20 protein-coding genes and 1 other annotated feature are annotated in these 22,730 nt (G+C 37.0%); of the genes, 6 read left to right on the top strand and 14 right to left on the bottom strand.

The window, feature by feature from the left end; all coding sequences use genetic code 11:
- Positions 1-157: 157 nt before the first annotated feature.
- On the top strand, positions 158-430 hold the full coding sequence (locus AB3I20_RS10100) for a SemiSWEET family transporter (protein WP_067481446.1): 273 nt from the start codon (positions 158-160) through the stop codon (positions 428-430).
- A gap of 89 nt (positions 431-519) precedes the next feature.
- On the opposite strand, the gene nhaC is transcribed toward AB3I20_RS10100, so the two are convergent.
- The 4 genes from nhaC to tyrS all read right to left on the bottom strand — a co-directional run bounded on the left by nhaC (position 520) and on the right by tyrS (position 7,087).
- Positions 520-1,887: a Na+/H+ antiporter NhaC gene (nhaC, locus tag AB3I20_RS10095; RefSeq protein ID WP_368027266.1), complete on the bottom strand. Its 1,368-nt coding sequence runs from the start codon at positions 1,885-1,887 to the stop codon at positions 520-522.
- Positions 1,888-1,966: 79 nt separating this feature from the next.
- A complete protein-coding gene (gene tyrP, locus AB3I20_RS10090) occupies positions 1,967-3,424 on the bottom strand; it encodes a tyrosine-tyramine antiporter (protein ID WP_067481450.1) in 1,458 nt (485 codons plus the stop codon).
- A 238-nt stretch (positions 3,425-3,662) separates the two neighbouring features.
- The gene (gene tdc / locus AB3I20_RS10085) at positions 3,663-5,540 is read right to left on the bottom strand and encodes a tyrosine decarboxylase (protein WP_067481452.1); all 1,878 of its coding nucleotides are present in this window, start codon (positions 5,538-5,540) and stop codon (positions 3,663-3,665) included.
- 290 nt (positions 5,541-5,830) lie between these two features.
- Positions 5,831-7,087 (bottom strand): tyrosine--tRNA ligase, encoded by a 1,257-nt coding sequence (gene tyrS / locus AB3I20_RS10080; RefSeq protein WP_067481454.1) that lies wholly within the window; start codon positions 7,085-7,087, stop codon positions 5,831-5,833.
- A gap of 108 nt (positions 7,088-7,195) precedes the next feature.
- Positions 7,196-7,399 (bottom strand) — a binding site (T-box leader).
- A 295-nt stretch (positions 7,400-7,694) separates the two neighbouring features.
- On the opposite strand from tyrS, the gene AB3I20_RS10075 reads away from it, so the two are divergent.
- On the top strand, positions 7,695-8,990 hold the full coding sequence (locus tag AB3I20_RS10075; protein ID WP_067481456.1) for a polysaccharide deacetylase family protein: 1,296 nt from the start codon (positions 7,695-7,697) through the stop codon (positions 8,988-8,990).
- A gap of 347 nt (positions 8,991-9,337) precedes the next feature.
- Here the strand turns inward: AB3I20_RS10075 and nagE are convergent, their stop codons facing one another.
- The gene (nagE, locus tag AB3I20_RS10070; protein WP_075490970.1) at positions 9,338-11,332 is read right to left on the bottom strand and encodes an N-acetylglucosamine-specific PTS transporter subunit IIBC; all 1,995 of its coding nucleotides are present in this window, start codon (positions 11,330-11,332) and stop codon (positions 9,338-9,340) included.
- 252 nt (positions 11,333-11,584) lie between these two features.
- Positions 11,585-12,181 (bottom strand): TetR/AcrR family transcriptional regulator, encoded by a 597-nt coding sequence (locus AB3I20_RS10065; protein WP_067481462.1) that lies wholly within the window; start codon positions 12,179-12,181, stop codon positions 11,585-11,587.
- 220 nt (positions 12,182-12,401) lie between these two features.
- On the opposite strand from AB3I20_RS10065, the gene AB3I20_RS10060 reads away from it, so the two are divergent.
- Positions 12,402-13,283: an ATP-binding cassette domain-containing protein gene (locus AB3I20_RS10060; protein WP_368027265.1), complete on the top strand. Its 882-nt coding sequence runs from the start codon at positions 12,402-12,404 to the stop codon at positions 13,281-13,283.
- 21 nt (positions 13,284-13,304) lie between these two features.
- Positions 13,305-14,915 (top strand): ABC transporter permease, encoded by a 1,611-nt coding sequence (locus tag AB3I20_RS10055; RefSeq protein ID WP_368027264.1) that lies wholly within the window; start codon positions 13,305-13,307, stop codon positions 14,913-14,915.
- A 61-nt stretch (positions 14,916-14,976) separates the two neighbouring features.
- Here the strand turns inward: AB3I20_RS10055 and AB3I20_RS10050 are convergent, their stop codons facing one another.
- The 7 genes from AB3I20_RS10050 to AB3I20_RS10020 form a co-directional block, all read right to left on the bottom strand.
- A complete protein-coding gene (locus tag AB3I20_RS10050) occupies positions 14,977-15,636 on the bottom strand; it encodes a Crp/Fnr family transcriptional regulator (RefSeq protein WP_067481468.1) in 660 nt (219 codons plus the stop codon).
- Positions 15,637-15,648: 12 nt separating this feature from the next.
- A complete protein-coding gene (locus AB3I20_RS10045) occupies positions 15,649-16,179 on the bottom strand; it encodes a ferritin-like domain-containing protein (RefSeq protein WP_067481470.1) in 531 nt (176 codons plus the stop codon).
- 1 nt (position 16,180) lies between these two features.
- Positions 16,181-16,411 carry a heavy-metal-associated domain-containing protein gene (locus AB3I20_RS10040; RefSeq protein WP_086270567.1) on the bottom strand — a complete coding sequence of 77 codons (231 nt, stop codon included), beginning with the start codon at positions 16,409-16,411 and terminating at the stop codon, positions 16,181-16,183.
- A 26-nt stretch (positions 16,412-16,437) separates the two neighbouring features.
- On the bottom strand, positions 16,438-18,345 hold the full coding sequence (locus AB3I20_RS10035; protein WP_368027262.1) for a heavy metal translocating P-type ATPase: 1,908 nt from the start codon (positions 18,343-18,345) through the stop codon (positions 16,438-16,440).
- A gap of 128 nt (positions 18,346-18,473) precedes the next feature.
- Complete coding sequence (locus tag AB3I20_RS10030) at positions 18,474-19,799, bottom strand: DUF438 domain-containing protein (RefSeq protein ID WP_368027261.1); 1,326 nt, start codon at positions 19,797-19,799, stop codon at positions 18,474-18,476.
- Entirely contained in the window at positions 19,799-20,029 is a 231-nt protein-coding gene (locus AB3I20_RS10025) for a DUF1858 domain-containing protein (RefSeq protein WP_067481478.1), read from the bottom strand. The genes AB3I20_RS10030 and AB3I20_RS10025 overlap by 1 nt, the downstream gene beginning before the upstream one ends.
- A 115-nt stretch (positions 20,030-20,144) precedes the next feature.
- On the bottom strand, positions 20,145-20,801 hold the full coding sequence (locus tag AB3I20_RS10020; RefSeq protein ID WP_368027260.1) for a glucose-6-phosphate 1-dehydrogenase family protein: 657 nt from the start codon (positions 20,799-20,801) through the stop codon (positions 20,145-20,147).
- A gap of 145 nt (positions 20,802-20,946) precedes the next feature.
- Here AB3I20_RS10020 and AB3I20_RS10015 point away from each other — a divergent pair, with 145 nt between their 5' ends.
- Together AB3I20_RS10015 and AB3I20_RS10010 are read left to right on the top strand one after the other, a co-directional pair.
- The gene (locus AB3I20_RS10015; RefSeq protein ID WP_218658062.1) at positions 20,947-21,267 is read left to right on the top strand and encodes a putative heavy metal-binding protein; all 321 of its coding nucleotides are present in this window, start codon (positions 20,947-20,949) and stop codon (positions 21,265-21,267) included.
- 270 nt (positions 21,268-21,537) lie between these two features.
- The gene (locus AB3I20_RS10010) at positions 21,538-21,642 is read left to right on the top strand and encodes a putative holin-like toxin (RefSeq protein ID WP_231885371.1); all 105 of its coding nucleotides are present in this window, start codon (positions 21,538-21,540) and stop codon (positions 21,640-21,642) included.
- A 173-nt stretch (positions 21,643-21,815) separates the two neighbouring features.
- Here AB3I20_RS10010 and AB3I20_RS10005 read toward each other — a convergent pair whose 3' ends face one another.
- The gene (locus AB3I20_RS10005; protein WP_067481484.1) at positions 21,816-22,661 is read right to left on the bottom strand and encodes an LPXTG cell wall anchor domain-containing protein; all 846 of its coding nucleotides are present in this window, start codon (positions 22,659-22,661) and stop codon (positions 21,816-21,818) included.
- Positions 22,662-22,730: the final 69 nt, after the last annotated feature.

Genomic DNA, 22,730 nt, shown 5'->3' with positions numbered 1-22,730 from the left:
TTTCAAAAACAAATTTTAGGCTTTTTCTATTTGGGCTCCTTTTTCCCCAGCCCCCTTTTTTCTGTTCAATAACAGTTGATTTCTTTTAGTTAGACGATTAACGCAAGAAACTTTATACTGTTAGATAGAACGATTGTGAAAATCAAGGAGTGTTTACATGGAAAACGAAGAAAAAAGAGAAAAAATTATTGGGCACATCGGGCGTGTTGCATCGGTTCTTTCTGTGATGATGTACGTTTCCTATATCCCACAAATCATGGATAATCTAGCTGGTTCAAAGGGAAATCCTATCCAACCTCTAGTAGCAATGGTCAACTGTATTATTTGGACCATTTACGGTACGTTCAAAAAAGAAAAGGACTGGCCTATCATCGTTGCCAATGTTCCAGGAATCTTTCTAGGTGCTATCACTTTCTTTACTTCACTATAACAAAGAAATGATTCAGTTCTTATTTAGCTATCTGTTCAACAAAAATAATCGGCATCCAGGACAATACATGTCCTAAATGCCGATTATTTTTATTTTTTCAATTTAATTCTCTTATTCAAAAGAAACCCAATTGCTATTGTAAATATTGGTGCAAACAACGGAAAATAAGCAAACGGTAGGTACTGTAACGCACTGACTTTCATCGTGCCCATAATAAACGTACCGCTAACTCCCCATGGAACTAAAGAATTGACCGCAGCACCCGCATCAGCTAACGTGCGTGTCAAATAGGTCTTACGTAAACCAGTTTGCTCAAACGACTCTTTAAAGGTCTCTCCCGGTAAAATAATCGATAGATATTGTTCACCGACAATCAAATTAATCCCGATGCTGCTTAACGCTGTGAAGCCAATCAAACGTGAAGGTCGATCCATTTTCTCGCGCAGCGTTTGAACGATCGTCCCAACGATTTCATACTTGATTAGCAATCCACCTAATGCCAAAGCTAACAAAATCAAACTGGCAGAACCAAGCATACTCATAATTCCTCCTCGAGAAAGCAATGTATTCAACTTTTCATCTGAGGTTTGAGCAAGATAACCATTCATCAAGATATCAGCGACTTTTTGAATCGTTATTTTTTGATGGATAAATGCCAAGACAACTGCTGCTGAAGAACCAACTAATAAAGTTGGAATAGCTGGAATTTTTTTAATTGCACCACCAAATAAAATAACTAGTGGAATCAACGTCCAAGGAGAGATCCAAAAACTCGTCTGCATCTTATCAATCATTCCAGTAATATTTGATAAATCTGCCGAATGGCTGTTTTGGCCTAACAATGTATACAAGATTAAGGACACAATAAACGCTGGCAAATCCGTATAGCGCATCGCTGCAATGTGGTCAAATAGATTTACCCCACCAATTCCTGCCGCTAAATTTGTCGTATCAGATAGTGGTGAACAGTTGTTTCCAAGGAATGCCCCAGAGACCACAGCCCCTGTTGTCATTGCGTCAGAAAATCCTAACAAATGACCAATCCCCAAGAAAGCAATTCCGATAGTTGAAATCGTCGTAAACGAACTTCCTACTGTAATCCCCACAATTGTACAAACCAAAAACGCCGTAGGTAAAAAGAAACGGATAGAAATCAATTGGAAGCCATAAACCATAATTGTTGGGATTGTCCCTGCTAAAATCCATGAGGCAACTAACACACCAATCAACAAAAAAATCAAAATTGGAATGATTCCCGGTGTGATTCCTTGCACGATTCCTGCATGGATGTCATCCCAAGAAAAACCTCTGATTTTACCATAAAATAACAAACCCATAAAAACGATTAAGATGGGAATATGTGGTGTCAAATGAAACCCAATAATCAAAACGCCTAATATTGCTAATAGTACCACCAACACAGCGATACTTTCTTTTATCGAACTTTTTTTATTCACTTGTTCTCACTTCTCCATTATTTTTTCATGAAAAAAGTCCCACCTCGAAAATATTATTCTCTTGGTAGGACAATCTGGATTAGTGACTATGTGTCACTTGATCAGAGTATTCATCTAAATTTTCTTCTAAACTTGCTTCAACTGCAGTATTCCAAGAATCTTTCTTGAAATGATTGATGATCAATGGGATTACAAACATAACAACTGCGATAGCTGTTACAAGTAATGCATCCCCCATTGTTGCTGTTCCTAATGTAGCAAAAACAACGACAACGATTGAGAAAATCAACATACAACTAACAACCCAAGCAAAGAAGTTTCCTGACTTACCAATACGATAAGGTCGGTTCAATTCTGGATGTTTTTTTCTCATTTCAAGTAAAGAAATAGCAATCAACACATAAACAATACAATAAATAACTGTAGTTGCGTTTGTTAATGTCAAGAAAACAGCACTAACATCATCCATTACACCATAAAGAAGTGCAAATAATGAAATAACAATAGATTGTGTTAACACGACATTTTTAGAAACACCATATTTGTTTTCTTTGTGGAAACCAAATTTTGGTGGTAAAAAGCCTTCTCTGGCCACTTGGATGATTGTTTTTGATGGTCCAGTAACCCAAGCAGATAATTGTAACAACACACCAATAAAGACCATGAAGCTAAAAATATTTCCGATTACTTCTGGTAAACCTAAAATTTGGCAATCAATCAAGATTGGTTGTGTGATGTTTGCCAACTCCATTTTTCCATTTGGAACAACGTTAGCAACTAACATCGCATTGATGACATTCAATAAAACTAAACCAATCAAGGCAATGAATACACCTTTCGTATAGTTTTTCGTTGCATCTTTTAAGCGAGGCATATAAACCGAGCTCATTTCAATCCCTACAAAAATAAAAGTGATACCAGCTAGATATTTTAATGATTCCACGTGTTCTAAGTCTGGGAAAGCTTTTGACCAAGAAAATGCACCTAGATAGCCGTTTGAAACCAAACCAACTTTAAATGCTGCCAATAAACCAAGCACAAACATAATGACAACGGGAATATATACACCTAACCAAACACCGATATTTCCGCCGACTTTTGCCATATCAAATTTTAAATTCAATAAAGTAATAACCCAATAAATAACTAGAATACAAGCTAATACGAACCAATGATTATTTCCTAGTTCAACATTCCCAAACGTATTTCCAAGCAATGGGCCTAATGTTGAAGCAACCATTACCATACCAGGGAACATTTGAACCCATAGCAACCAAGCAACGACAAATCCCCATTTACTACCCAAAGCTGTTTTTACCCATAACTGTGGGCCGCCTTCTTGAGGAAGCATCGTTGAAAGTTCACCAGAAACCATTGAGATCGGACCAGCAAAGAATAAAACTGCAAAAATCGAATAAAAAATTAACGTCCAACCTACTGCTGCCAAAGTCGGAATACTTCGGACTGTAGCACACAATGCCATTGTCAGACCAATAAAGGTTCCAAGACCCATCTTACTTACTTTAGATTCACTCACGGTTGACACTCTCCTTGATTTGTTGGATAAAATAGTGTCTTTGAAGCAATCTAAGTTTGGCAATAAACAAAAGTAATTCCATCGATTCAAAGTTCGGTTTCATGCTTCAGCCTATCGCTTAAACGACAATGCTCCAAAGACGACCTCAAAACTAAGAAATGGAGAAGTGAAGTCTGGGCAATCATTCCCAGACTTCTCCTACCTTCACGAAATAAACGGGTACTCCATCTCGATTAACTTATTTTGCTTCGCTTGCCAATAATTGGTCTGCGTAGATTTTTTCCAATTTTTCTTGAAGAGCAGCTTTAATTTTTTCAGCATATTCTTCAAAGTTTTCTGCTTTATTCATATATGGTGTCATTACACTTGCGCGTAAAACTGTTACTTTTCCAGCACGGTTCCATTCTTCATCTGAGAAGCCTAGTTGGTTCACAAATTGTAATGGGCTGTTACCGTAATCAGGAATAGCAAAATCAGTATGTGAAGTTAAGAACTCATTTCCATAGATGCTACCTTTCACATATGAAGAGTAGTCATACACGTCATGGTTTAATTTATTCATAGAAACTAGATCATCATTTCCTTTTTCTTTGAACACATAATCAACCATGTTGAAATCTGGATAAGTTAATGGATGAACTTCGATTTCTTTATCGCCAACTTTAAATGACAAGTTGTTTAGGAAATTGAAGAAACGATGTGCCCCTTCAATTGATGCACCCATTAATTTTCCGTAACCAGTTACGTTTAAAGGTAATACATGGTGAGCAGCCCAAACACTAGCAGCAGTTGCCCCAGCTTTTGAACCTTCAAGAATGTACGCACCAAGTAAAGCAGGAATATCTGCTCCTTTTTCAAATACGTAAGTAGCAAAGTAAGAAATAACGTCTCTCATGCGGATATCTTTAATAACGATTCCACCAGCTGAATAAGGTACATAACCCATTTTATGTGGGTCAATTGTTACAGATTCAGCTTCAGAAATTGCTTCATATGCATGATGAACTTCTTCTAAAAGATAATTTTTGTTTTCAGTAAAGACATGATGTTTCGCATGAACATCTTTTAATTCTTCAAAAGGAATAAAGTTGTTGTCTTCGTCTAAGAAAATTGCGCGACCATATCCACCGTAAGCAGCATCTACGTGCAAGTAGAAGTAAATTCCTTCTTTTTCTAAGACACGACGCAAAGCAACGATTTTATCAATACTATCAATTGCGCCTTCTTCAGTTGAACCAACAACTCCGACTACACCTAAGATTGGTGTTTTTTCAGCAGCTAATTCACGAACGATTTTTTCTAATTCGTTAATATCCATGCGATAGTTATGATCCACTGGTACTGGAATAACTTGGTCTAACCCAACACCGATGATATCGGCTGCTTTTAGCCATGAATAGTGTTTTGTTTGTGGCACTAACCATTTACCTAATTTTGTTAAATGTTTACCACTACGTGCTGAATGAGCTTTGATATCATCAATTTTTTCTGGAACACTATCTAACAGATTCATGATTTCTTCTGTTGACATGTTCATTAATTCCCAATCGCTCTTACCAGCAACTAATTCAGGTGTTACTTCTTGCATCGCAAGAGGTAAAGATTTGATATTACGAGCATACCAAAGACCTTCTAAGTTTGCTAAAGAACCATCGGCAACAATGTGTCCCCAGCCATCTTCATAGCTCATTAATTTTGCAAATTCATGTCCTACTTCTTCTTCCATTTGACTTGTTGCTGGAGAAGATTCGTAGGCAACGTTATTACCATTCCATAACATTGCGAAATTGTACGCTAGTAAAGATGGCATTAATGTTTCAGAGTTCATGTGTCCCCAATAACGTCCGGCATTGTGCCAAGGAACAGAATGGGTACGCATACGTGCTGAAATTTCTGATAAAACGTCTTTCGTTTTATTTACAGTGTGCTCGAAACTAGCACTACTTTTTTCTTCCGGCGTAATAATAGGCATGTCTTGAGGCATGTAGTTTTGACGCCATCCTAAATGTTCATCAACTAACTCATTTAACAAAGCTTTATAGATTTGGCCGTTCTCCGCTTTGTCACCAATGAATAGTGCATTCAGGTTTAGATCATTTGACAATGATTCACTCATGTGAAACCCTCCTAAAAAAATATTTAAATTTTGTCGAGCCCTACATTACACCTGTTCTTTAATTCTGTAAACTAAAAATAAGTCGATTTTATAATCATTTTCTAATAATATGTAATTGAACGAATTGTATGTGATTTTAAAAAAATTTAAAAAAAGGAGGGAATTTACAAAAGTAAATTCCCTCTTAAAGATTGTATTAACGACAACCGTCGTTCCCTTTTAGGATGGGTTTCAAAAGTTTGAATCTTGTAATAGAGCTTACCTTTTTCAAGGCAAAAAATTACTAAATTCTAATCAACTACTTTGGCCAAAAAGTAATTTTTCTTACCTTTTCGAATAACCACAAACTTACCATCGAATTCATCTGATGGATTTACGACAAAATTTAAATCGGTAACACGGTCACCGTTAATACTAATAGCTCCGTTTGAAACATCTTCGCGTGCTTGACGTTTTGATGGTTCAATTTTTGTTGAAACAAGTAGTTCCACGATATTTTCAGGTGTGCTTGAAATGTCAACGTTTGGCATTTTACCAAAGCCTTGCGCGATTTCTTCAGCATTTAGTTCTTTAATGTTTCCAGAGAACAAAGCTGCTGTTATTTTTTGCGCTTCTTCCAAGTCTTCTTTACTATGAACAAAAGCAGTTACTTCTTCTGCTAAACGTCTTTGTGCTTCACGTTTTTCAGGTTCCGTTTCAACTTTTTTAGCTAAGTCATCGATTTCTTCTTCTGTTAAGAATGTGAAGAATTTCAAGTATTTCACAACGTCACGATCATCTTGGTTTAACCAGAATTGGTAGAATTCAAATGGTGATGTTTTCTTAGGATCTAGCCAGATTGCTCCACCAGCTGTTTTCCCGAATTTTGTTCCGTCTGCTTTTAGCATCAATGGAATTGTTAGTCCAAAGGCTTCTGCATCAGGACCTTCTAGTTTACGGATTAAGTCTAAACCAGCAGTGATATTTCCCCATTGGTCAGCGCCACCGATTTGTAATTGCACATCAAATGTTTTGTGTAAGTGCAAGAAATCAATTGATTGAAGGATTTGGTAAGTGAATTCAGTAAATGAAATCCCTACTTCTAAACGACTTGCAACGATATCTTTTGCCAACATTGTGTTAATGTTGAAGTTTTTACCGTAGTCTCTCAAAAATTCTAGTAAAGAAATGTTTGATAACCAGTCGTAGTTATTTACAAATGTGATGTTTGCATCTGCGCCAAATAATTTACCCATTTGTGCTGAAAGTGCATCAACATTGTGTTGTACTTGTTCCATTGTTTGTAAAACACGTTCTGTTTGTCGTCCGCTTGGATCACCAATTGTTCCTGTTCCGCCACCAATAAGAATATATGGATGATGGCCTGCCAATTGAAATCTTTTCATCATCATAAAGGGAATCAAATGTCCGATATGCATAGAATCGCCTGTCGGATCAACGCCACAATAAAGTGAAATACTCTTCTCTTCAACGAGTTCGCGAAGTCTTTCTTCGTTTGTTTGTTGATTAATGGCATCACGCCAAGTTAATTCATCAATAATATTCATTATATTGACCTCCGTATAGTTTTTTATGAAAGCAGGAACCTGCTAGCATTCGTAAAATTAGTAAAACTTTTTTGAGTGAACAAAAAAAGTCCCTTGACTAATAACTAGTCAAGGGACGAAAATTCGCGGTACCACCCAAATTATATGTTCTTCAAGAACATATCTCTCAAACATTTAACGCTGTCGCGTGACAAAAACTGTCAAAGACTCCTGAAATGTAATTCGTTTTAAGGCTTGTACTAGTTCGCAGCAACCACTAGCTTTCTGAAACATCGACCTTAATCACTACTTCGTTTCGTTCTTCGTCTTGTTATCTATTAACATGTGTCTATCATAGAGCCCGTTTTTTTCTTTGTCAACACAAAACAAATATTTTTTTATTAAATAACAAAAAACATTAATAATTATGATGAGTAAAATCACATTCGAGCAGTTTTTCGAATAATTTTATAACATATCATTTTTTTCGTCAGAATTGATGATAAAAATAGCTGATTTTCTCATAAATCAGCGTATCACTTTCACTTCTTTCCTGTCTTCGTTACAATAAAAGAAACAAAGTTATTCTATTATTTGAGTAAAAGTGTAAAGGTAGGGGTATAAGTTAATGGAACAAAAACAAAAAAAGATTCTTGGAGTCACTGCTGGTATAACAGTGCTAATTTCAATCTTCAGCCTATTTTTGATTATTCATGCAACTTCTAATGAAAAGTCAGCTTCTTCAACCACGGCTGAACAATCAACCGAAAGCCAACCAGCAGCTGTCAATTCCGATGATAAAAAACTGAGTGAAGCACAACAACTAGTCAAAAGTTATCACTATGATGAAGCGATCAAGCAACTAGCTGACGCTCATTCCGATGAAGCGAAGGCGTTCCTTCAAACCATCAAAAAAGAAAAAGAACAATTAGTCAAATGGGATGACCCAACAAAAATTTCTCATTTGTTTTTCCATAGCTTGATTGTTGATCCAGCTAAAGCATTCCAGTCACAACAAGCACAAGGCTATAAGGAATATATGGTCACAATTCCTGAGTTCAACAAAACGATTGAACAGCTTTATAAAAATAATTATGTTTTAGTAAATTTACCCGACTTAGTTACGATTGATGATCAAGGAAATGTTTCCTTTGTAGGTGTTTCTTTGCCTAAAGACAAAAAGCCACTCGTCCTTTCAGAAGATGATGTCAGCTACTATGAATACATGAAAGATTCAGGTTTTCCTGACAAATTGGTCATTGATAAGGACAAAGTGAAAAATGTGTATGTTAATAATAAAAAAGAACAAATCGGTGATTTTGATATGGTTCCCTTAATCGATACATTTGTTGAAGAACATCCTGATTTTTCTTATCAAGGAGCTAAGGGAACACTCGCATTAACTGGCTACAATGGTGTGCTTGGTTATCGAACATCAAAATCAGAATATGGAGATAACGAGAAAACAAATACAGAAATCAAAAAAGCGAAAAAAGTTGCTGAACAATTGAAAAAAGATGGCTGGACGTTCGCTTCTCATACTTGGGGGCATCTGAATATGACGAATGCTTCCCTAGAAGATGTGAAACGCGACAATGAACTTTGGCAAAACGAAGTCGCTCCAATCTTAGGAAAAACAACCATGTTGATTTATCCTTTTGGCGCAGATATCAGCGATTGGCACGACTATACAGCTGAAAATCAAAAATTTGATTACTTAAAATCACAAGGTTTTTCAATTTTCTGTAATGTCGATGCCTCTACTCCTTCTTGGGGACAATTAGGTGCAAACTATTACCGACAAGCACGGATCAATATTGACGGCATTCGCTTTGAATCTGAACTTTCGGGTCAAAATAATGTCTTAGAGCAGTTCATCAACGTGCCTTCTGTTGTTGATAAACAAGCTCGTGGGTTAAGCTAATAGAAGCATTCATCCAAAGAGAGTCAGAAAAAAGAAACATCAAGAAATAAATTTTTTCAAAGTAACAACTCTTTCTCACTCTGTCACAAATAAGAGTGTGGGACAAAACTAGATAGCCAGTCGTTCTCAACAAATTTCCACAAAAAAAGCCTAAAATCAACGTTTTCAAAAACGAATTTTAGGCTTTTTTCTATTTAGGCTACTTTTATCCCAGCCTCTACGAATAAATGGTGTTCCCAAAGCAGCTTCTTCGGCTATAAGTCTTTTTTTTCACAAAAATACGAGAAACTATTTCTAGAAAAAATCCTTATTGCTTGAAGCTATTTACTTTGAGCCACACCCTTTTTTTATTTTGCTTCTACTTTTCCGATTACTTCATTTCCATGAACAGAAGTCACCGTGTCTACTATGACTGTTTCAATTGCTTCTCCGTTTGTGAAAACAACAATCATATCGGTTTTTTTCTCATTCACTGCTAACATGGCTAGATCCACTTCTGCAATCAATTGTCCGCGCGCAATGTGCTGACCTTCCTCAACATAGATCGTAAACGGTTCTCCTTTTAAGTCAACCGTGTTGATTCCCATATGAAGCAGCACTTCGATACCACTATCCGTCTTGATACCAACAGCATGTTTCGTTGGGAAAATACTTGCAATCGTTCCAGAAACCGGTGCAAAAATTTCTCCTGAAGTTGGGATAACCGCAAAGCCATCTCCCATCATTTTTTCAGAAAAAACCGCATCTGCAACTTCACTAATTGGAATCAATTTCCCATTTGCTACAGCGTACAGCTCATTTGTTTTTGCAACTTCCTTATCAACTGGCGTTTCATCCTCAAATGATTGTTTTGGTACGTTCATCCTCTTAGCTGGTGCTGATTGTCCATGTAGTTTACCCATTTCATCAGCAACAAATTGTACCTCAGTTCCAACAATAACTTGAATATTTGTATCATCAATTACTTTAACTCCTGGAACACCGGTTGCTTTGATTTTTTCTTGATTCACTTGATCAGTATCTTTTACTTGTAAACGTAAGCGGGTGGTACAATTATCAATTACTCGAACATTGTCACTACCACCAAGTGCTGTATAAATTTCAGTTGCTAGGTGTGAAAACTTGTCTTCTCCGGTGGCAACTTCTGGTGTTTCCTCTCCAGTTCCCACTTCTCTTCCCGGAGTCATCAAATTGAACTTTTGAATAGCAAATCGGAACCCAAAATAATAAATAACTGCAAACGCAGCACCTTGAACAAGCAACATCAAAGGTTGATTTGCGACTGGGTTTTTCAATGACAAAAAATAGTCAACAAAACCTGCACTGAAGGCAAAGCCTGCCGTCCAATGGAAAAAGGCACTAACTGCCAATGAGATTCCCGTAAAAATAGCATGCAAAACATACAACGGCCAAGCAACAAACATAAATGAAAATTCTAATGGTTCCGTTACGCCAGTAAAAAATGAAGCAAAGCCTGCTGCAAGCATCAGGGAAGCCGTTTGTTTTTTCTTTTCAGGACGAGCACTTTGATAAATAGCTAACGCTCCAGCTGGTAAGCCAAACATCATTACAGGGAAAAATCCTGCTTGATACATCCCCGTTTGTCCAACAATTGCTTTGCCAGTATCCAACGCTTGTTGTCCGGCCAAGAAGTTTCCAATGTCATTAATTCCAGCTACATCAAACCAAAAAACCGAATTCAACGCATGGTGTAATCCAGTAGGAATCAATAAACGGTTAAACAAACCATATACGCCGGCGCCAATGAATCCTAAACCAGAAATCCCTTTACCAAATGCAACTAACACATCATATACACTAGGCCAAATGAATAATAAAATAGCCGAAACCACCAACATTCCTAATGCTGACATAATTGGAACCAACCGTTTCCCACTGAAAAATGATAAAGCCATTGGTAACTTGACTTGACTAAAACGATTGTACATTTCAGCAGCCACTAAACCAGCTACGATTCCCACAAAAACATTGTTATCCATACTATTGAACGCTGGATTGACGTCAGCAAGATTGGTTAAGCCCAACAATCCTTGAACAGAAAGCGGAGCTAAAACAGTTTGTGGAACTAAATAAGCAACTAAACCAGCTAAAGCAGCCGAGCCATCCTTATCTTTAGACATTCCTAACGCTAAACCAACAGCAAATAATAGAGCCAAATGATTTAAAATAGCTAAACCAGCATTCATCAAAAAAGTTGTTCCCGCGTTACTGATCCCCATTCCTACGATCCAATTCGCAATCCCAACTAAAAGTGATGCCGCTGGCAAAACTGCAACGGGTAGCATTAGCGAGCGACCCATCCTTTGCATATATGCTTTCATTCTCTTCCTCCCCAAAAAAAACAGACCATTTATTTCCCTTATCTAGTCCAAATTATTATTGATTTTCATTCTCGGAAAGTTTTCATGAAAAATAAAAAATCAACAAAATAAAGTATACCACTCCAAATAAAAAAAAGCATGAAAATTTCACCAAACAAGAAAGATGCTCCTCATCCAGCTATTTTCATACTTAAAAATAAACTTATATTCGATTGTAAAAATAAAAACGCGCAAAACCAATCTATACCAATTTCAATTGTTAGGCGAGATTCCTTTTAATAATAACTCTGTCCACTCCGCTGTGTAAGGTAATAATTTACTGTAAATAGCAGGTTTAGAAATCCCTTCGATCATTGCTTGAAAGTACAGCAACAAAAATTCATCTGAGTATTTCAAGTCCACTTTTCCTTCTTTTCGTCCACGATGAAAAAGGTCTAGCATCATGTTTAAACTCTCTTTCGTATATTCGTCCATCATTTCTGAAAATTGTTGGTTATTTCTTTTCGTATAATAAGCCATTAAATCAAGATAAAATTGTTGATCTACTCGTTTTAAGTAATCGATCTTATTTTCACTCATCTTGATTAAAGTTTCTTCAAACGAAAGATTTTGTTCCATAATTCGTTTTGCTGAATCTTTTAACTCATCCATAAACTCAAAGAATACTTGATAAATTAACGCTTCTTTGTTTCCAAAGTACTTAAAAACTGTTGCTTTACTAACAGATGTCCTAGCAATTACTTCATCAATCGTTAAACCTGCTAACCCATTTTCAGAGTTGATTATATCGAATGTTGCTTCAACAATTTGTTTCTTTTTTTCTTCTGTTCTTTTTTCAAAACCATTCATTCTACCAACCCCTTTTTAAACTTTACTATCAGAAATAGTTCATTTTTATAATTAAAGGCATTATACACCAAAAAAATTAAACCAACAATAGTATTTTAGTTTTATTTGCGCAATGATTTTTATTGACAGTGAAAAATAAAAGGAATATCATCAGTGACAAGATTCACTACAGTTAACCAAACATGAACCTGTAGTTGAATGTGAAAGGAGTGACTTGGGGATGTCAGAAGTTGTTAAGGTACAGCATTTACAAAAAAAGTTTGGAAAATTCGAAGCACTAAAAGACGTGTCTTTTTCTGTGAACGCTGGTGAAGTTGTTGGTTTTATTGGCCCAAACGGGGCAGGAAAATCAACAACTATCAAAACATTGTTAGGAATCATTCGTAAAGATGGCGGACAAGCTGAAATTTTCGGCAAAGATGTATTTAAAGAGAGTCTTGTCATTCACGAACGTCTCTCGTATGTTCCAGGAGATGTTGCTTTATGGGGAAGTTTGACTGGTGGCGAAATCATTGACTTGTTTATGAAATTACATGGAAATGGGAACAAAGAAAAACGTGATGAGTTGATTAAACGTTTTGAATTAGATCCTAAGAAAAAAGCCAAAAATTATTCAAAGGGGAACCGCCAAAAAGTTGGATTGATTGCTGCATTATCCGTAGATTCTGATTTGTATCTGTTTGACGAACCAACTTCAGGTCTTGATCCGTTAATGGAAGCAGTATTTCAAGAAGAGGTCGAAAAAATCAAACGTGCTGGGAAAGCAATCTTGCTTTCTTCACACATTCTCAGTGAAGTGGAACGCTTGGCAAATAAGATTGTTATTATCCGGCAAGGAACAGTTGTCGAAGAAGGTTCGTTAGCCGAATTAAGACACTTGACTCGCTCAACAATCACTATTGAAACACAAGGCGATGTCGCAACTCTTGCAAGTTTGTCTGGTGTTCACGACTTTGTTCAAAAAGAAAATCAAGCACATTTTTCTGCGGATACTGAACAACTCAATGAAATTTTACTTGCCGCTACAAAATTAGGAGTGAAGAAGTTTGAGTCTGTCCCACCAACACTCGAAGACTTATTTATGCGTCATTATGAAAATTAAGTCACAGGGAGGTTTTTTATTATGAACGAACGTTTTTCACGTTGGTCTGTTCTTTTCTTGCAGTACCTCAAGCGTGATTGGAAAAAAATAAGTTTTTGGGTCATTGGTTTGGGTTTATTTTCTGGTGCTTATGTTCCAGCCTTCGAAGAGATTGCAAAAGGAAATGGTCTAACAGGAATGTATGAAACGATGCAAAACCCTGCGATGATTTCAATGGTCGGACCTTCACCTGTCCATTCATCAGCTGACTATACACTAGGTGCGATGTACGCAAACGAAATGTTACTTTTCTGTGGGTTATTTGCAGCTGTGCTATCCATTTTACACGTGGTCGGCCATACAAGAAAAGAAGAAGATCTTGGCTTAGCAGAATTGATTCGTTCCTTCAGAGTTGGTCGACAAGCCAATTCATTTGCTGTTTTAGCTGAAACTTTGTTAATCAATTTGTTACTAGCAGGACTCACTGGTGGAATTATGATTGCCTTTCAAGCTTCTTCTATAACAGTGGAAGGATCCTTGCTGTTTGGTTTTTCCGTGGGAGCTGCTGGTTTTTTAGGTGGTGTGATTGCTTTATTCTTTGCTCAACTCATGCCGGTTTCTTCAAGCGCGACTGGCACATCACTTTCACTATTAGGTCTGATGTACTTAATGAGAGCCTGGACTGACGTTAGCAAAAGTGATTTGTCCATGCTTAATCCTTTAGGTTGGACCTATTTAACGTATCCTTTTACTAAAAATAACTGGATTCCACTCCTTTACCTCCTTTTGTTTAGTATAGTAATCAGCGTTGGTGCGGGTTTATTAGAAGAACATCGTGATTTGAATTCTGGTTATTTTCCAGAAAGTGAGGGACCTGCAAGAGCCAAACGCTCGTTATTATCCGTTCCCGGTCTGTTTTTCCGTCTAAATCGAGGAGTCATTATCAGTTGGCTCGTAGCTTTTACTGTCATGGGTGCTGCTTATGGTTCGATTTATGGCGATATGCAAGATTTTTTAGAAAGTAATGAGTTAATGAAACAAATGTTTATGCAATCAGGTTCCTCTATAGAAGAATCATTTACTAGCACGATTATGATGGTCTTAATTTGCCTTTCGGCCATTTTGCCAATTGCGTTAACGAATAAATTATTCTCAGAGGAAACTCGCGGGCACCTGGATCAATTGTTTTCAACTAAGACTTCTCGTAATACATTTTATTGGACTACAATTATTTTGGCTGTGATTGCCGGCGTGTTAGCAACTTTGTTGAGCGCGGGCTCTCTCGGGGTAACAGCATTGTCAGTGATGACTGCCACATCACCAATGACACTAGCTACTTTTTTAACAGCTGGGTTTAATCTTTTCCCGACAATTTTGTTTTTCATTGGGTTAGCTGGATTGTTCTTAGGTTGGGCACCCAAACTCGGCAAAATTAGTTACATCTATTTAGGTTATTCGTTCATGCTGAATTACTTCGGCGGAATTTTAAATTTGCCTGATTGGTTTGCCAAAACGGCCATCCAAAGTTGGTTTCCTAAGATGCCAGTGGAAACATTTGATTTTTCAACGTTTAGCACGATAATGGTCATTAGTATAGGTATGATTTGCTTAGGTGCCCTTGGCTATCGTCAAAGAGATTTCATTGTCGATTAAAAAGAGGATGAATCCAAACCATCAGTTTGGATTCATCCTCTCTTTGACATTCTAATAATAGTTACAGTTCTTCTAATCCCTCGATGTCAGTCAGTTCAATGACTCGACCTTTTCGTTGAATTAGTTGTTGTTTTTCCAACAACTTGAATTTTCTGGATAATGTTTCAGGGGTAGTTCCCAAAAAAGCAGCTAGCTCTTTCATTTTCATTGGGAGGTTTAATTGAACATTTTCTTCTACTTGAAACAGGTCAAGCAAATACGTGGCTAAGCGTTCTTCCACTTTTTCCATCATCAAAAATTGTGTTTGTTGCTCAATCTTCGCCATTTTTTCTGCATTAATTTCTAACAACTTTAAGCTTAATTCTGGATAATGAAGTAACAAATTTGAAAAATCTCGTTGTCTTAACAAGCAAATTTCTGTGGGCTCCAATGCTTCAGCAAATAAGGAGTCATTAGGAACACCAAACAATTGGCTTTCTCCCTCATAACTTCCTGGCAAAGAAACACGCAACAACTGCTCCTTTCCACTAGAAGAAAGCTGGTACACTTTCAACTTTCCTTGAGCGACAATCACTAATTGAGCCTCGTCAGCTGGTGAAAAGATTTGTTCACCTTTCTTAAACTTTCGGTGGCTCACTAATTCATGGATTTTTTGTTGTTCTGCTTCAGCCAGATGATTGAATAATGGTACGACTGAGACACACAAATGTTGATGTTCCACGTAACTCCCTCCTTATTCTTCCTCCATTAACCCTTCTCGAATATCATTTCCTAAATAACTTTGCCAAGTATACAATTGGTGATTAAGCCAAGCATATAATCCTTTGAGCCATTCTGCTAATCCATATTTATTTTCTTTTTCTGCTAAAACAATTCCACGAGTAACAAATAAATTTTGAGTTGCAAAATCAGCGACCATCTCGGTCAACATTTTTTCAGGAGATTCATATTTCAACTGACCACTTTCCTTAATCATTGTATAATCGACAAATTCCGTAGTCGTTGTTGGAATGAGTTCCCCTTCATCTAATACCAATTGACTTAATTCGTCAAACAACTCATCTTCTTTCGCGATGATTGTTGGTAACTTGGTTTCTAAATAACTACGTTGGTTACCTTTAAGGTACGCTCTTATCTGTTTAAGTTTTGTACGATGAATAACTAAGTTAGACAGAATATGACTAATCATTGCTGCAGCAGTTGGCGTATGATGATCTTGTTCACTTTGAAGTTTTTCTTGTTCATATTTTTGAATTGAATTCATCTTAAGCTAACTCCTTTACTTTCATTCCTTCGACATCATAACCTAACGCTTCGATTTTCTTGCTTAAATCTTCTGGTTGAATGTCTTTTTCATTTATTTCAACTTTTACTTTGCTGGCATTAAACAAAACTTTTACTTTTTCAACACCAGTTTGTTGACTAAGTCCTTGTTCGATTTTTTGCATACAAGATGGACAAGTCAGTGTTCCTAATTGGATAATTACTTTTTTCATGATAAATCCTCCCTTTCACTACATCTCTAGTTTAATTCCTCTGTTTCTTTAAATAATTGATTTCTATCAAGTTTTTTCTTTTTTTGCCGATAAGATAATAAACGCATACCATTAAAAACGACTAGTAGAATACTTAATTCATGAAATAACATACCACTCGCCATATAGACATAGCCGAAAATCAATCCGATTAGTAAGAATAAAACTGTTCCTAACGCAATCCCAATATTTTCTTTCATATTCAAAACTGATTTTTTGGTTAAATCAAACGCATAAAGCAATTTTTTAAAATCAGACTGCATCAACACAATATCGGAAGTTTCCACCGCAACATCTGTCCCGTTCCCCATTGCAATTCCAATATCTGCAATCGCTAAAGAAGGGCTGTCATTGATTCCATCACCAACAAAAGCAACTACTTGACCCTCTTTTTGTATTTTTTTGATATAGTTTGCTTTTTCTTCTGGTAATAGGTTTCCATGTATTTCCGACAGACCGATTTCTTTTCCTATGCTTTCAGCAGTCAGTTGATTATCACCAGATAACATCACGAGCCGTTTGATCCCTTTTTCTTGCAGTTTCTGTAAAGTTTCTTTGACGCCCTCACGAAGTTGATCCTTGATTCCAATCAATAAGACGACCTCATTTTTTGTTGCCACAAATACTAAAGAATTACCTTCTTGTTGTAGTCGTTGCTCGTCTGCTTCAACCTCTGACAGAGAGATAGCTTGATCGCTTAACAATTGGCGATTACCTATAAATAGTTTTTCTCCTGCTACTGTCGCAATAATTCCTTTTCCTTTGATTACAGTGGTATTTGTTACTTGGTACTGTTCAATATTTCCCATCTGTTTTTCCACATACTTTACAATTGCCTGTCCCAAAGGATGATCTGATTCTTGCTCGATTCTAGCGACGAATGGCAGAACATTCGTCGCTGATTTACCATAAGACTTAACACTTGAAACACTTGGTTTTCCATTAGTTAACGTTCCTGTTTTATCGAAAACCATGGTATCTACTCGGCTAAACACTTGCATTACTTCGCTACCTTTGACCAGCACACCGTTTTTTGCACCGTTCCCGATTCCAGCAACATTGGAGACAGGAACACCTATGATTAACGCTCCTGGGCATCCTAAAACTAAAATTGTGATTGCCAAACGAATATCTTTAGAAAACACCCCAATTAAAAGTGCAAGAATCAACACAAACGGTGTGTAGTATGTTGCAAATCGGTCAATAAATCGTTCAGTTGTTGATTTAGCATCTTGTGCTTCTTCAACTAGTTCAATAATTTTCCCAAAAGTTGTCTCTTCACCGACTCGCATTGCCTGTACTTTCAATGTTCCATTTTCTAAAATTGTTCCAGCAAACACTTGATCCTTGGCTTTTTTTGCTACTCGCTGCGCTTCACCGGTAACGCTTGATTCATCAATTGAGCCTTCACCTTCTATAACTACCCCATCTACTGGAACTTGGGCACCAGTTTTAACTAATAACAAATCATCTTCCTCGACCTCATCAATCGGAATCTTTTCCACCGTGTCTTCAAAAAATTTCCAAGCTGTCGTCGGGGCTAATTGAACAAGACTTTGAATAGCAGAACGTGTTTTTTCCAATGTTTTTTGTTCAAGAAAATGACCAAATAAAAACAAGAATGCAACAATCGCAGCTTCATTATACTCACCAATCGCAAACGCACCAAAAATCGCAATTGTTACTAACAGATCAATACTGATAACTTTCACTTTAATTGCTTGGTATGCTTGAAGTCCAATTGGTAAAATCCCAAAAAGAGCCGAAATCGCCATACTTAAACGATACCCTTCTTGATACGAAAAAAATTTAGCAACAAGCGCTAAAAAGATGAAACTCCCACTAATTACCATCAATTGTTTTTTATGACTTAAAATTATTTTTTGACTATTCATTCTAACTCCTCCTTTACTTTTCAATAACAGAATAATCAAAAGAGAAGCGAAAAACATTGATAGCTATCAAGAAAACAAAAAAGGTTGCAATGAGCGGTCACACTCATTACAACCTTTTATCCTTAGCTTTAGTCCAATAATCTTTTTTGTCCTTCAAGTGACTGGATTGGTGTCACATCTTGGGTTACTTCTAAACAACCAAGATAGTCGTCTGCTTCGTTTCTTAACGCAAAATAGCGAATATAGATTTTTTTCCCACGCATATCAATCCAAAACTCGGCTTCAGAACGGGCACCTGAACGAAAATCATCTAAGATTTGCTGCACAATATGCATGCTCTTTGGTGGATGACAATTTACTACTTCTCGCCCAATCACTGACGTCGTTCGTGGAAAAACACGTTCTTTTCCTTCAGAGAAAAAGCGTACTCGATCGTCGTTATCCACAAAGGTTAAATCAACGGGTAGAACTTGAAACATTGCAATCATTTGTTCCAGTTTTAACGTTCCTGTTGGTAGGACAATTGGCTCAGAAACTTCTTTCATTTCGGCTTTGTCTTGTTTTTCTACAAATACTGGTACGCTATCCGTTTCGTTCAACAAGCTTTCGGCAATTCCGTCTGTGGTTGCTTTTGCTTGTTGGATTGCCAACTGACGAGCTGGTTCGCGTTCGCTTTCTTTTTCCAATGCCTCTTGGCTTGGTTTCCAAGGAAGCGGTTCTGGAATAAAGGCAAAACCAACATCAAAACTATCTGCTGCGATTTTTTCCCAATCAGATAAACTAAACACATCCAGCGTCATCGGCGCCATGATTTCTTCTTCTTTAAAAATCATTTCCTCGATTTCGTTTTTCGTTTCTTCCCATTTGGTAGCAATGGGGTTATAAGCTGCTCGTTCGTCTTCCGCTAGCTGAATCAAAGCTTTTACCATGTCGCGAATATCATCATCCACGCCCCACATCACTTTGGGTGGTGCTGAGATTCCATATTTTTCCATGTAAGAAAAAATCAATGTTTCTTTACGTGCATAATGCTTATCAATTTGTCTTAGATCCTTGAGCGCTTTAAGCAGTCGTTCTTTTTGTGTCCAATCGCCTGCTTTGATTTTTAACAATAAGTCATCAATTTCATCTGTTAACAAAGATTGTAACACTTGATTTTCTAACTTCAGCGTATGAATAGGATGCCCAGGTTGTTCATGCTCCAAATTCGATCGATGAATCTCATTAATTGATCCCTTAAATACTGCCGCATGAATGTTACATAATCGTTGGATTTCTTGTGGATTTAAGCCACTCTGAATCAATGCTTTTTCAGCTGCTGTGATTTCTGTCACATCCACTCCGTCAAACTCTTGATTGAACAATTCTTTCGCTGCTTCAAACGAACCACCTTCATGTAACAACGTTAAAATTTCTACAATGCGTTCTTGTCGTTGCTGTCTTGTTCGCTCCATCACTCTACTCCTTTCACAATAAATCCATTTTCTTCAAATAATCCGATCACTTTTTCTAAAGGAATTTTTTTCATTTTTGCACCTTTAGGAATTGTCATATAACGACCCGCTGTTTGTAACATTCCTGGTTTTGCAATTGCTTCAAAACCTAATCTATACATCAATTCCTTTACTTCGGGGTAAAGGGAAACTAGTTCAAACAAAGACTTTGATAAATCCAATTCTTTCATTGACATCCTCCTTTTTAATCATGAATGCTCGCTTATTATACGCCTCTTTACTATTATTTTCATTCAAAATTAACACACTTCTTCACAAGCCTTGCTAGAAAAGACAGGGACAGGTTTATTTTTTTAATGCAAAATACAAAGGTGCTAACTCTTTTAACGCTTTGATTGTTTCTGCTACAAGATTTTCTACTGGAACCTCTGTTTCAAAAAACAAGCGACCAATCTGAAACGAGCGATTCCCCATTGCTTCTCTCAATTTTTCTTGCCCTTTCGAATCTGCTAAATAGGTAGCCAAAGGTAAGTGATCCTCCAACTCGTGTTCCACTTGAGGCCAAATGTAATAGTGTTCTATCGCAACTTGTTTGCTCCATTCTGGTAATGCAGCTAGCAACTCATTGTATTCTTCCACTCCACCACTTCGCTCTTCACTTTTATACTGTTGAAACATCAAATAAACTTGAAATTGTTTTTTATTTAATAACACAGCCAAGCATGCATTTTCTCGCTGGCGATCTTCGCTACGGTAAGCACTCCAAAAATGACTTCGTAAATTCCAGCCATTCGTCCAACTTTCAATTTTGGGTTTTTGCATCCCATATCCTACAGGTAACGCTGTTGCAACTTCTAACTGTAACGTTTTCCACTTTTGCCACTGTTTTTTATAATCTGCTTTGATTTCTTCGATTTCTTGTGTTGAATACTGTTCTTTTAATTGCTTGAAAGTATATATTTCTCGATCAAATAATTGAAAATCAGCTTGATTCAATTCCATGTGCGCACCTCTTTCTGTCACCAGTTTTATTGTAAACAGCTCGAGTCAAAGTTGCAATTTTTACTTAGATTTTCAACACTTCCGCTGAAAAAGAGCGCTTTATTAAAAAATTTGCTATACTTTTGCTAAGAAAGGAGTGATCGAATTGATTACAACAACTACAAATAGTGTTGAAGGAACAACAATCGAGGCTTATAAAGGAATCGTGTTTGGTGAAGTAATTACTGGTATCAACGTGTTTAAAGATATCGGTGCAGGATTACGAAATGTATTTGGCGGACGCTCAAAAAGCTACGAAGATGAGCTATTACAAGCTCGAGAAGAAGCGCTAGCTGAAATGGCACGTCGCGCGGAATCCCTTGGTGCTAACGCCATCATTGGTGTAAAAATGGACTATGAGGTTCTTGGTAGTGACAACGGTATGTTAATGGTTACTTGTAGCGGAACTGCTGTAGCTACCCGATAAACAGCTTTTCTACAAGTTAGAACGAGACAAAAGCATCGCTTCTCAAAAGAACGACTATTTTTGAGAAAGCGATGCTTTTATTCTGTTTCTAAAAATGAATGGATGTGCTATAAAAAAACATCCAGGATTATTTTAAAGTCAAGTTTTTTTTCTGACGAACATGGTATACTAACAAACGACAGTAGAGTTTATGACGGTGGCTATCCAATTAAAAGTGAGGGGGGATGCGTATGTGCGTACTTCCAAAATCCAGAGAGAGGAGAAGCCTTTTTGCCTGTTGAATCAGCTTTGGAGCTAATGATCGGTTTCGGTTCGTTAATCGCAACGATCATTTTTGGCATCCTAGCAGTAGTCAACCAAGACAAAAAAAAATAACCGTCTACTGCTTCTAACCAGGACGATTATTTTCTAAGATTATTACTGGTCACCGTCTTAAACGGTGCTGTTAGGGAGTTGTTGACGCAACTCCTTTTTCTATGTTTATTTTAGCATATTTTCGTTTGAAACACTAGAAACAATTTTTTCCTACTTAGCCTAACTAAAGCTATTCAGGCTCTTTTTTTCATTAAAATAGCTGTGAAACTAACCAATCCTAATCCTAAAACAGCTAACCCAATTGATTGTTCGTCATTCGTTTTAGGTAACTCTTTTACCGTAGAGCTAGCTGCTAAAGGTTCCACACTTTGTTTCGTGTCTGCCGCATAAACTTCTTGGTTTTCTACGTTAGAACCAGCTGAGTGTAAAATAGACTTGATTCGACCGATACTTGACTCAAGATCTGTTTTCTTTGCCTTTGCGTCTTCAATCGCCGCTTGTGCATCTTGAATTTTCGCATCAATTTCAGCACTCGCTGTTTCAATATCTGATTGTGTATTGGTTAAAGTAGTAGATGCGTCTGTCCCCAATGAATGGATTTGTTCTTGAATCTCTTTGGCTTTTTGAATTTTTCCGTCAATATCTTTTTGTGTCGCATCAGCAATTTCTTGTGCATGCGCTAAATTTTGTTCCAATTGTTCATGATTTTTTTGTGCGTTCTCTTTTAGTTCAGTCAAATCTTGATGAATTGTTTCTTGATTTTCTTTCAATTGATTCTTAGCATCTTCTAAAGACTGTTCGATTTCTTTTCGTCGTTCTTCCAACTTTTGAAACCAATCAGGGTCGAATCGCTGTGTTGAAGATTCTGTATTTTCGATTTCATCAGAAGTGATCATTGATTCTGTTGACTCATTTGGTTGTGTTGCTGATTGTGACTCACTCGTTGTCACCGTGTCCTCGATACTTGTCGAGCTAGTTGCTTGTGTTATTCCCGTTGTTTCTGCTAAGACTGGTTGTGCTAAAAAAAACAATCCCGAAGCAGTAACGGTCACTGCTAGACTTGTAACAAATTTTTTCATGCCTGGATCCCGTCCTTATTCTTCAATATTCGTTTTAGTATAAAACAAATCAAGAAAAAGAAACATAAA

Origin of the sequence: Enterococcus sp. C50, assembly GCF_040887505.1 — a bacterium.
Taxonomy (GTDB): Bacteria; Bacillota; Bacilli; order Lactobacillales; family Enterococcaceae; genus Enterococcus_B; species Enterococcus_B thailandicus.
The sequence above is the reverse complement of the archived record's forward strand: the minus strand, read 5'-3'. Positions and strand labels throughout refer to the sequence as shown.

Excerpts from the sequence above, each read along its gene's own strand:
- AB3I20_RS10020 (WP_368027260.1), bottom strand. The coding sequence starts at position 20,801 with ATGGAATTGAATCAAGCTGATTTTCAATTATTTGATCGAGAAATATAT.
- AB3I20_RS10045 (WP_067481470.1), bottom strand. The coding sequence starts at position 16,179 with ATGAATTCAATTCAAAAATATGAACAAGAAAAACTTCAAAGTGAACAA.
- AB3I20_RS10030 (WP_368027261.1), bottom strand. The coding sequence starts at position 19,799 with ATGGAGCGAACAAGACAGCAACGACAAGAACGCATTGTAGAAATTTTA.
- AB3I20_RS10055 (WP_368027264.1), top strand. The coding sequence starts at position 13,305 with ATGAACGAACGTTTTTCACGTTGGTCTGTTCTTTTCTTGCAGTACCTC.
- AB3I20_RS10025 (WP_067481478.1), bottom strand. The coding sequence starts at position 20,029 with ATGAAAGAATTGGATTTATCAAAGTCTTTGTTTGAACTAGTTTCCCTT.
- AB3I20_RS10035 (WP_368027262.1), bottom strand. The coding sequence starts at position 18,345 with ATGAATAGTCAAAAAATAATTTTAAGTCATAAAAAACAATTGATGGTA.
- AB3I20_RS10065 (WP_067481462.1), bottom strand. The coding sequence starts at position 12,181 with ATGAATGGTTTTGAAAAAAGAACAGAAGAAAAAAAGAAACAAATTGTT.
- AB3I20_RS10060 (WP_368027265.1), top strand. The coding sequence starts at position 12,402 with ATGTCAGAAGTTGTTAAGGTACAGCATTTACAAAAAAAGTTTGGAAAA.
- AB3I20_RS10075 (WP_067481456.1), top strand. The coding sequence starts at position 7,695 with ATGGAACAAAAACAAAAAAAGATTCTTGGAGTCACTGCTGGTATAACA.
- AB3I20_RS10100 (WP_067481446.1), top strand. The coding sequence starts at position 158 with ATGGAAAACGAAGAAAAAAGAGAAAAAATTATTGGGCACATCGGGCGT.
- AB3I20_RS10040 (WP_086270567.1), bottom strand. The coding sequence starts at position 16,411 with ATGAAAAAAGTAATTATCCAATTAGGAACACTGACTTGTCCATCTTGT.
- tdc (WP_067481452.1), bottom strand. The coding sequence starts at position 5,540 with ATGAGTGAATCATTGTCAAATGATCTAAACCTGAATGCACTATTCATT.
- nagE (WP_075490970.1), bottom strand. The coding sequence starts at position 11,332 with ATGAAAGCATATATGCAAAGGATGGGTCGCTCGCTAATGCTACCCGTT.
- AB3I20_RS10005 (WP_067481484.1), bottom strand. The coding sequence starts at position 22,661 with ATGAAAAAATTTGTTACAAGTCTAGCAGTGACCGTTACTGCTTCGGGA.
- tyrS (WP_067481454.1), bottom strand. The coding sequence starts at position 7,087 with ATGAATATTATTGATGAATTAACTTGGCGTGATGCCATTAATCAACAA.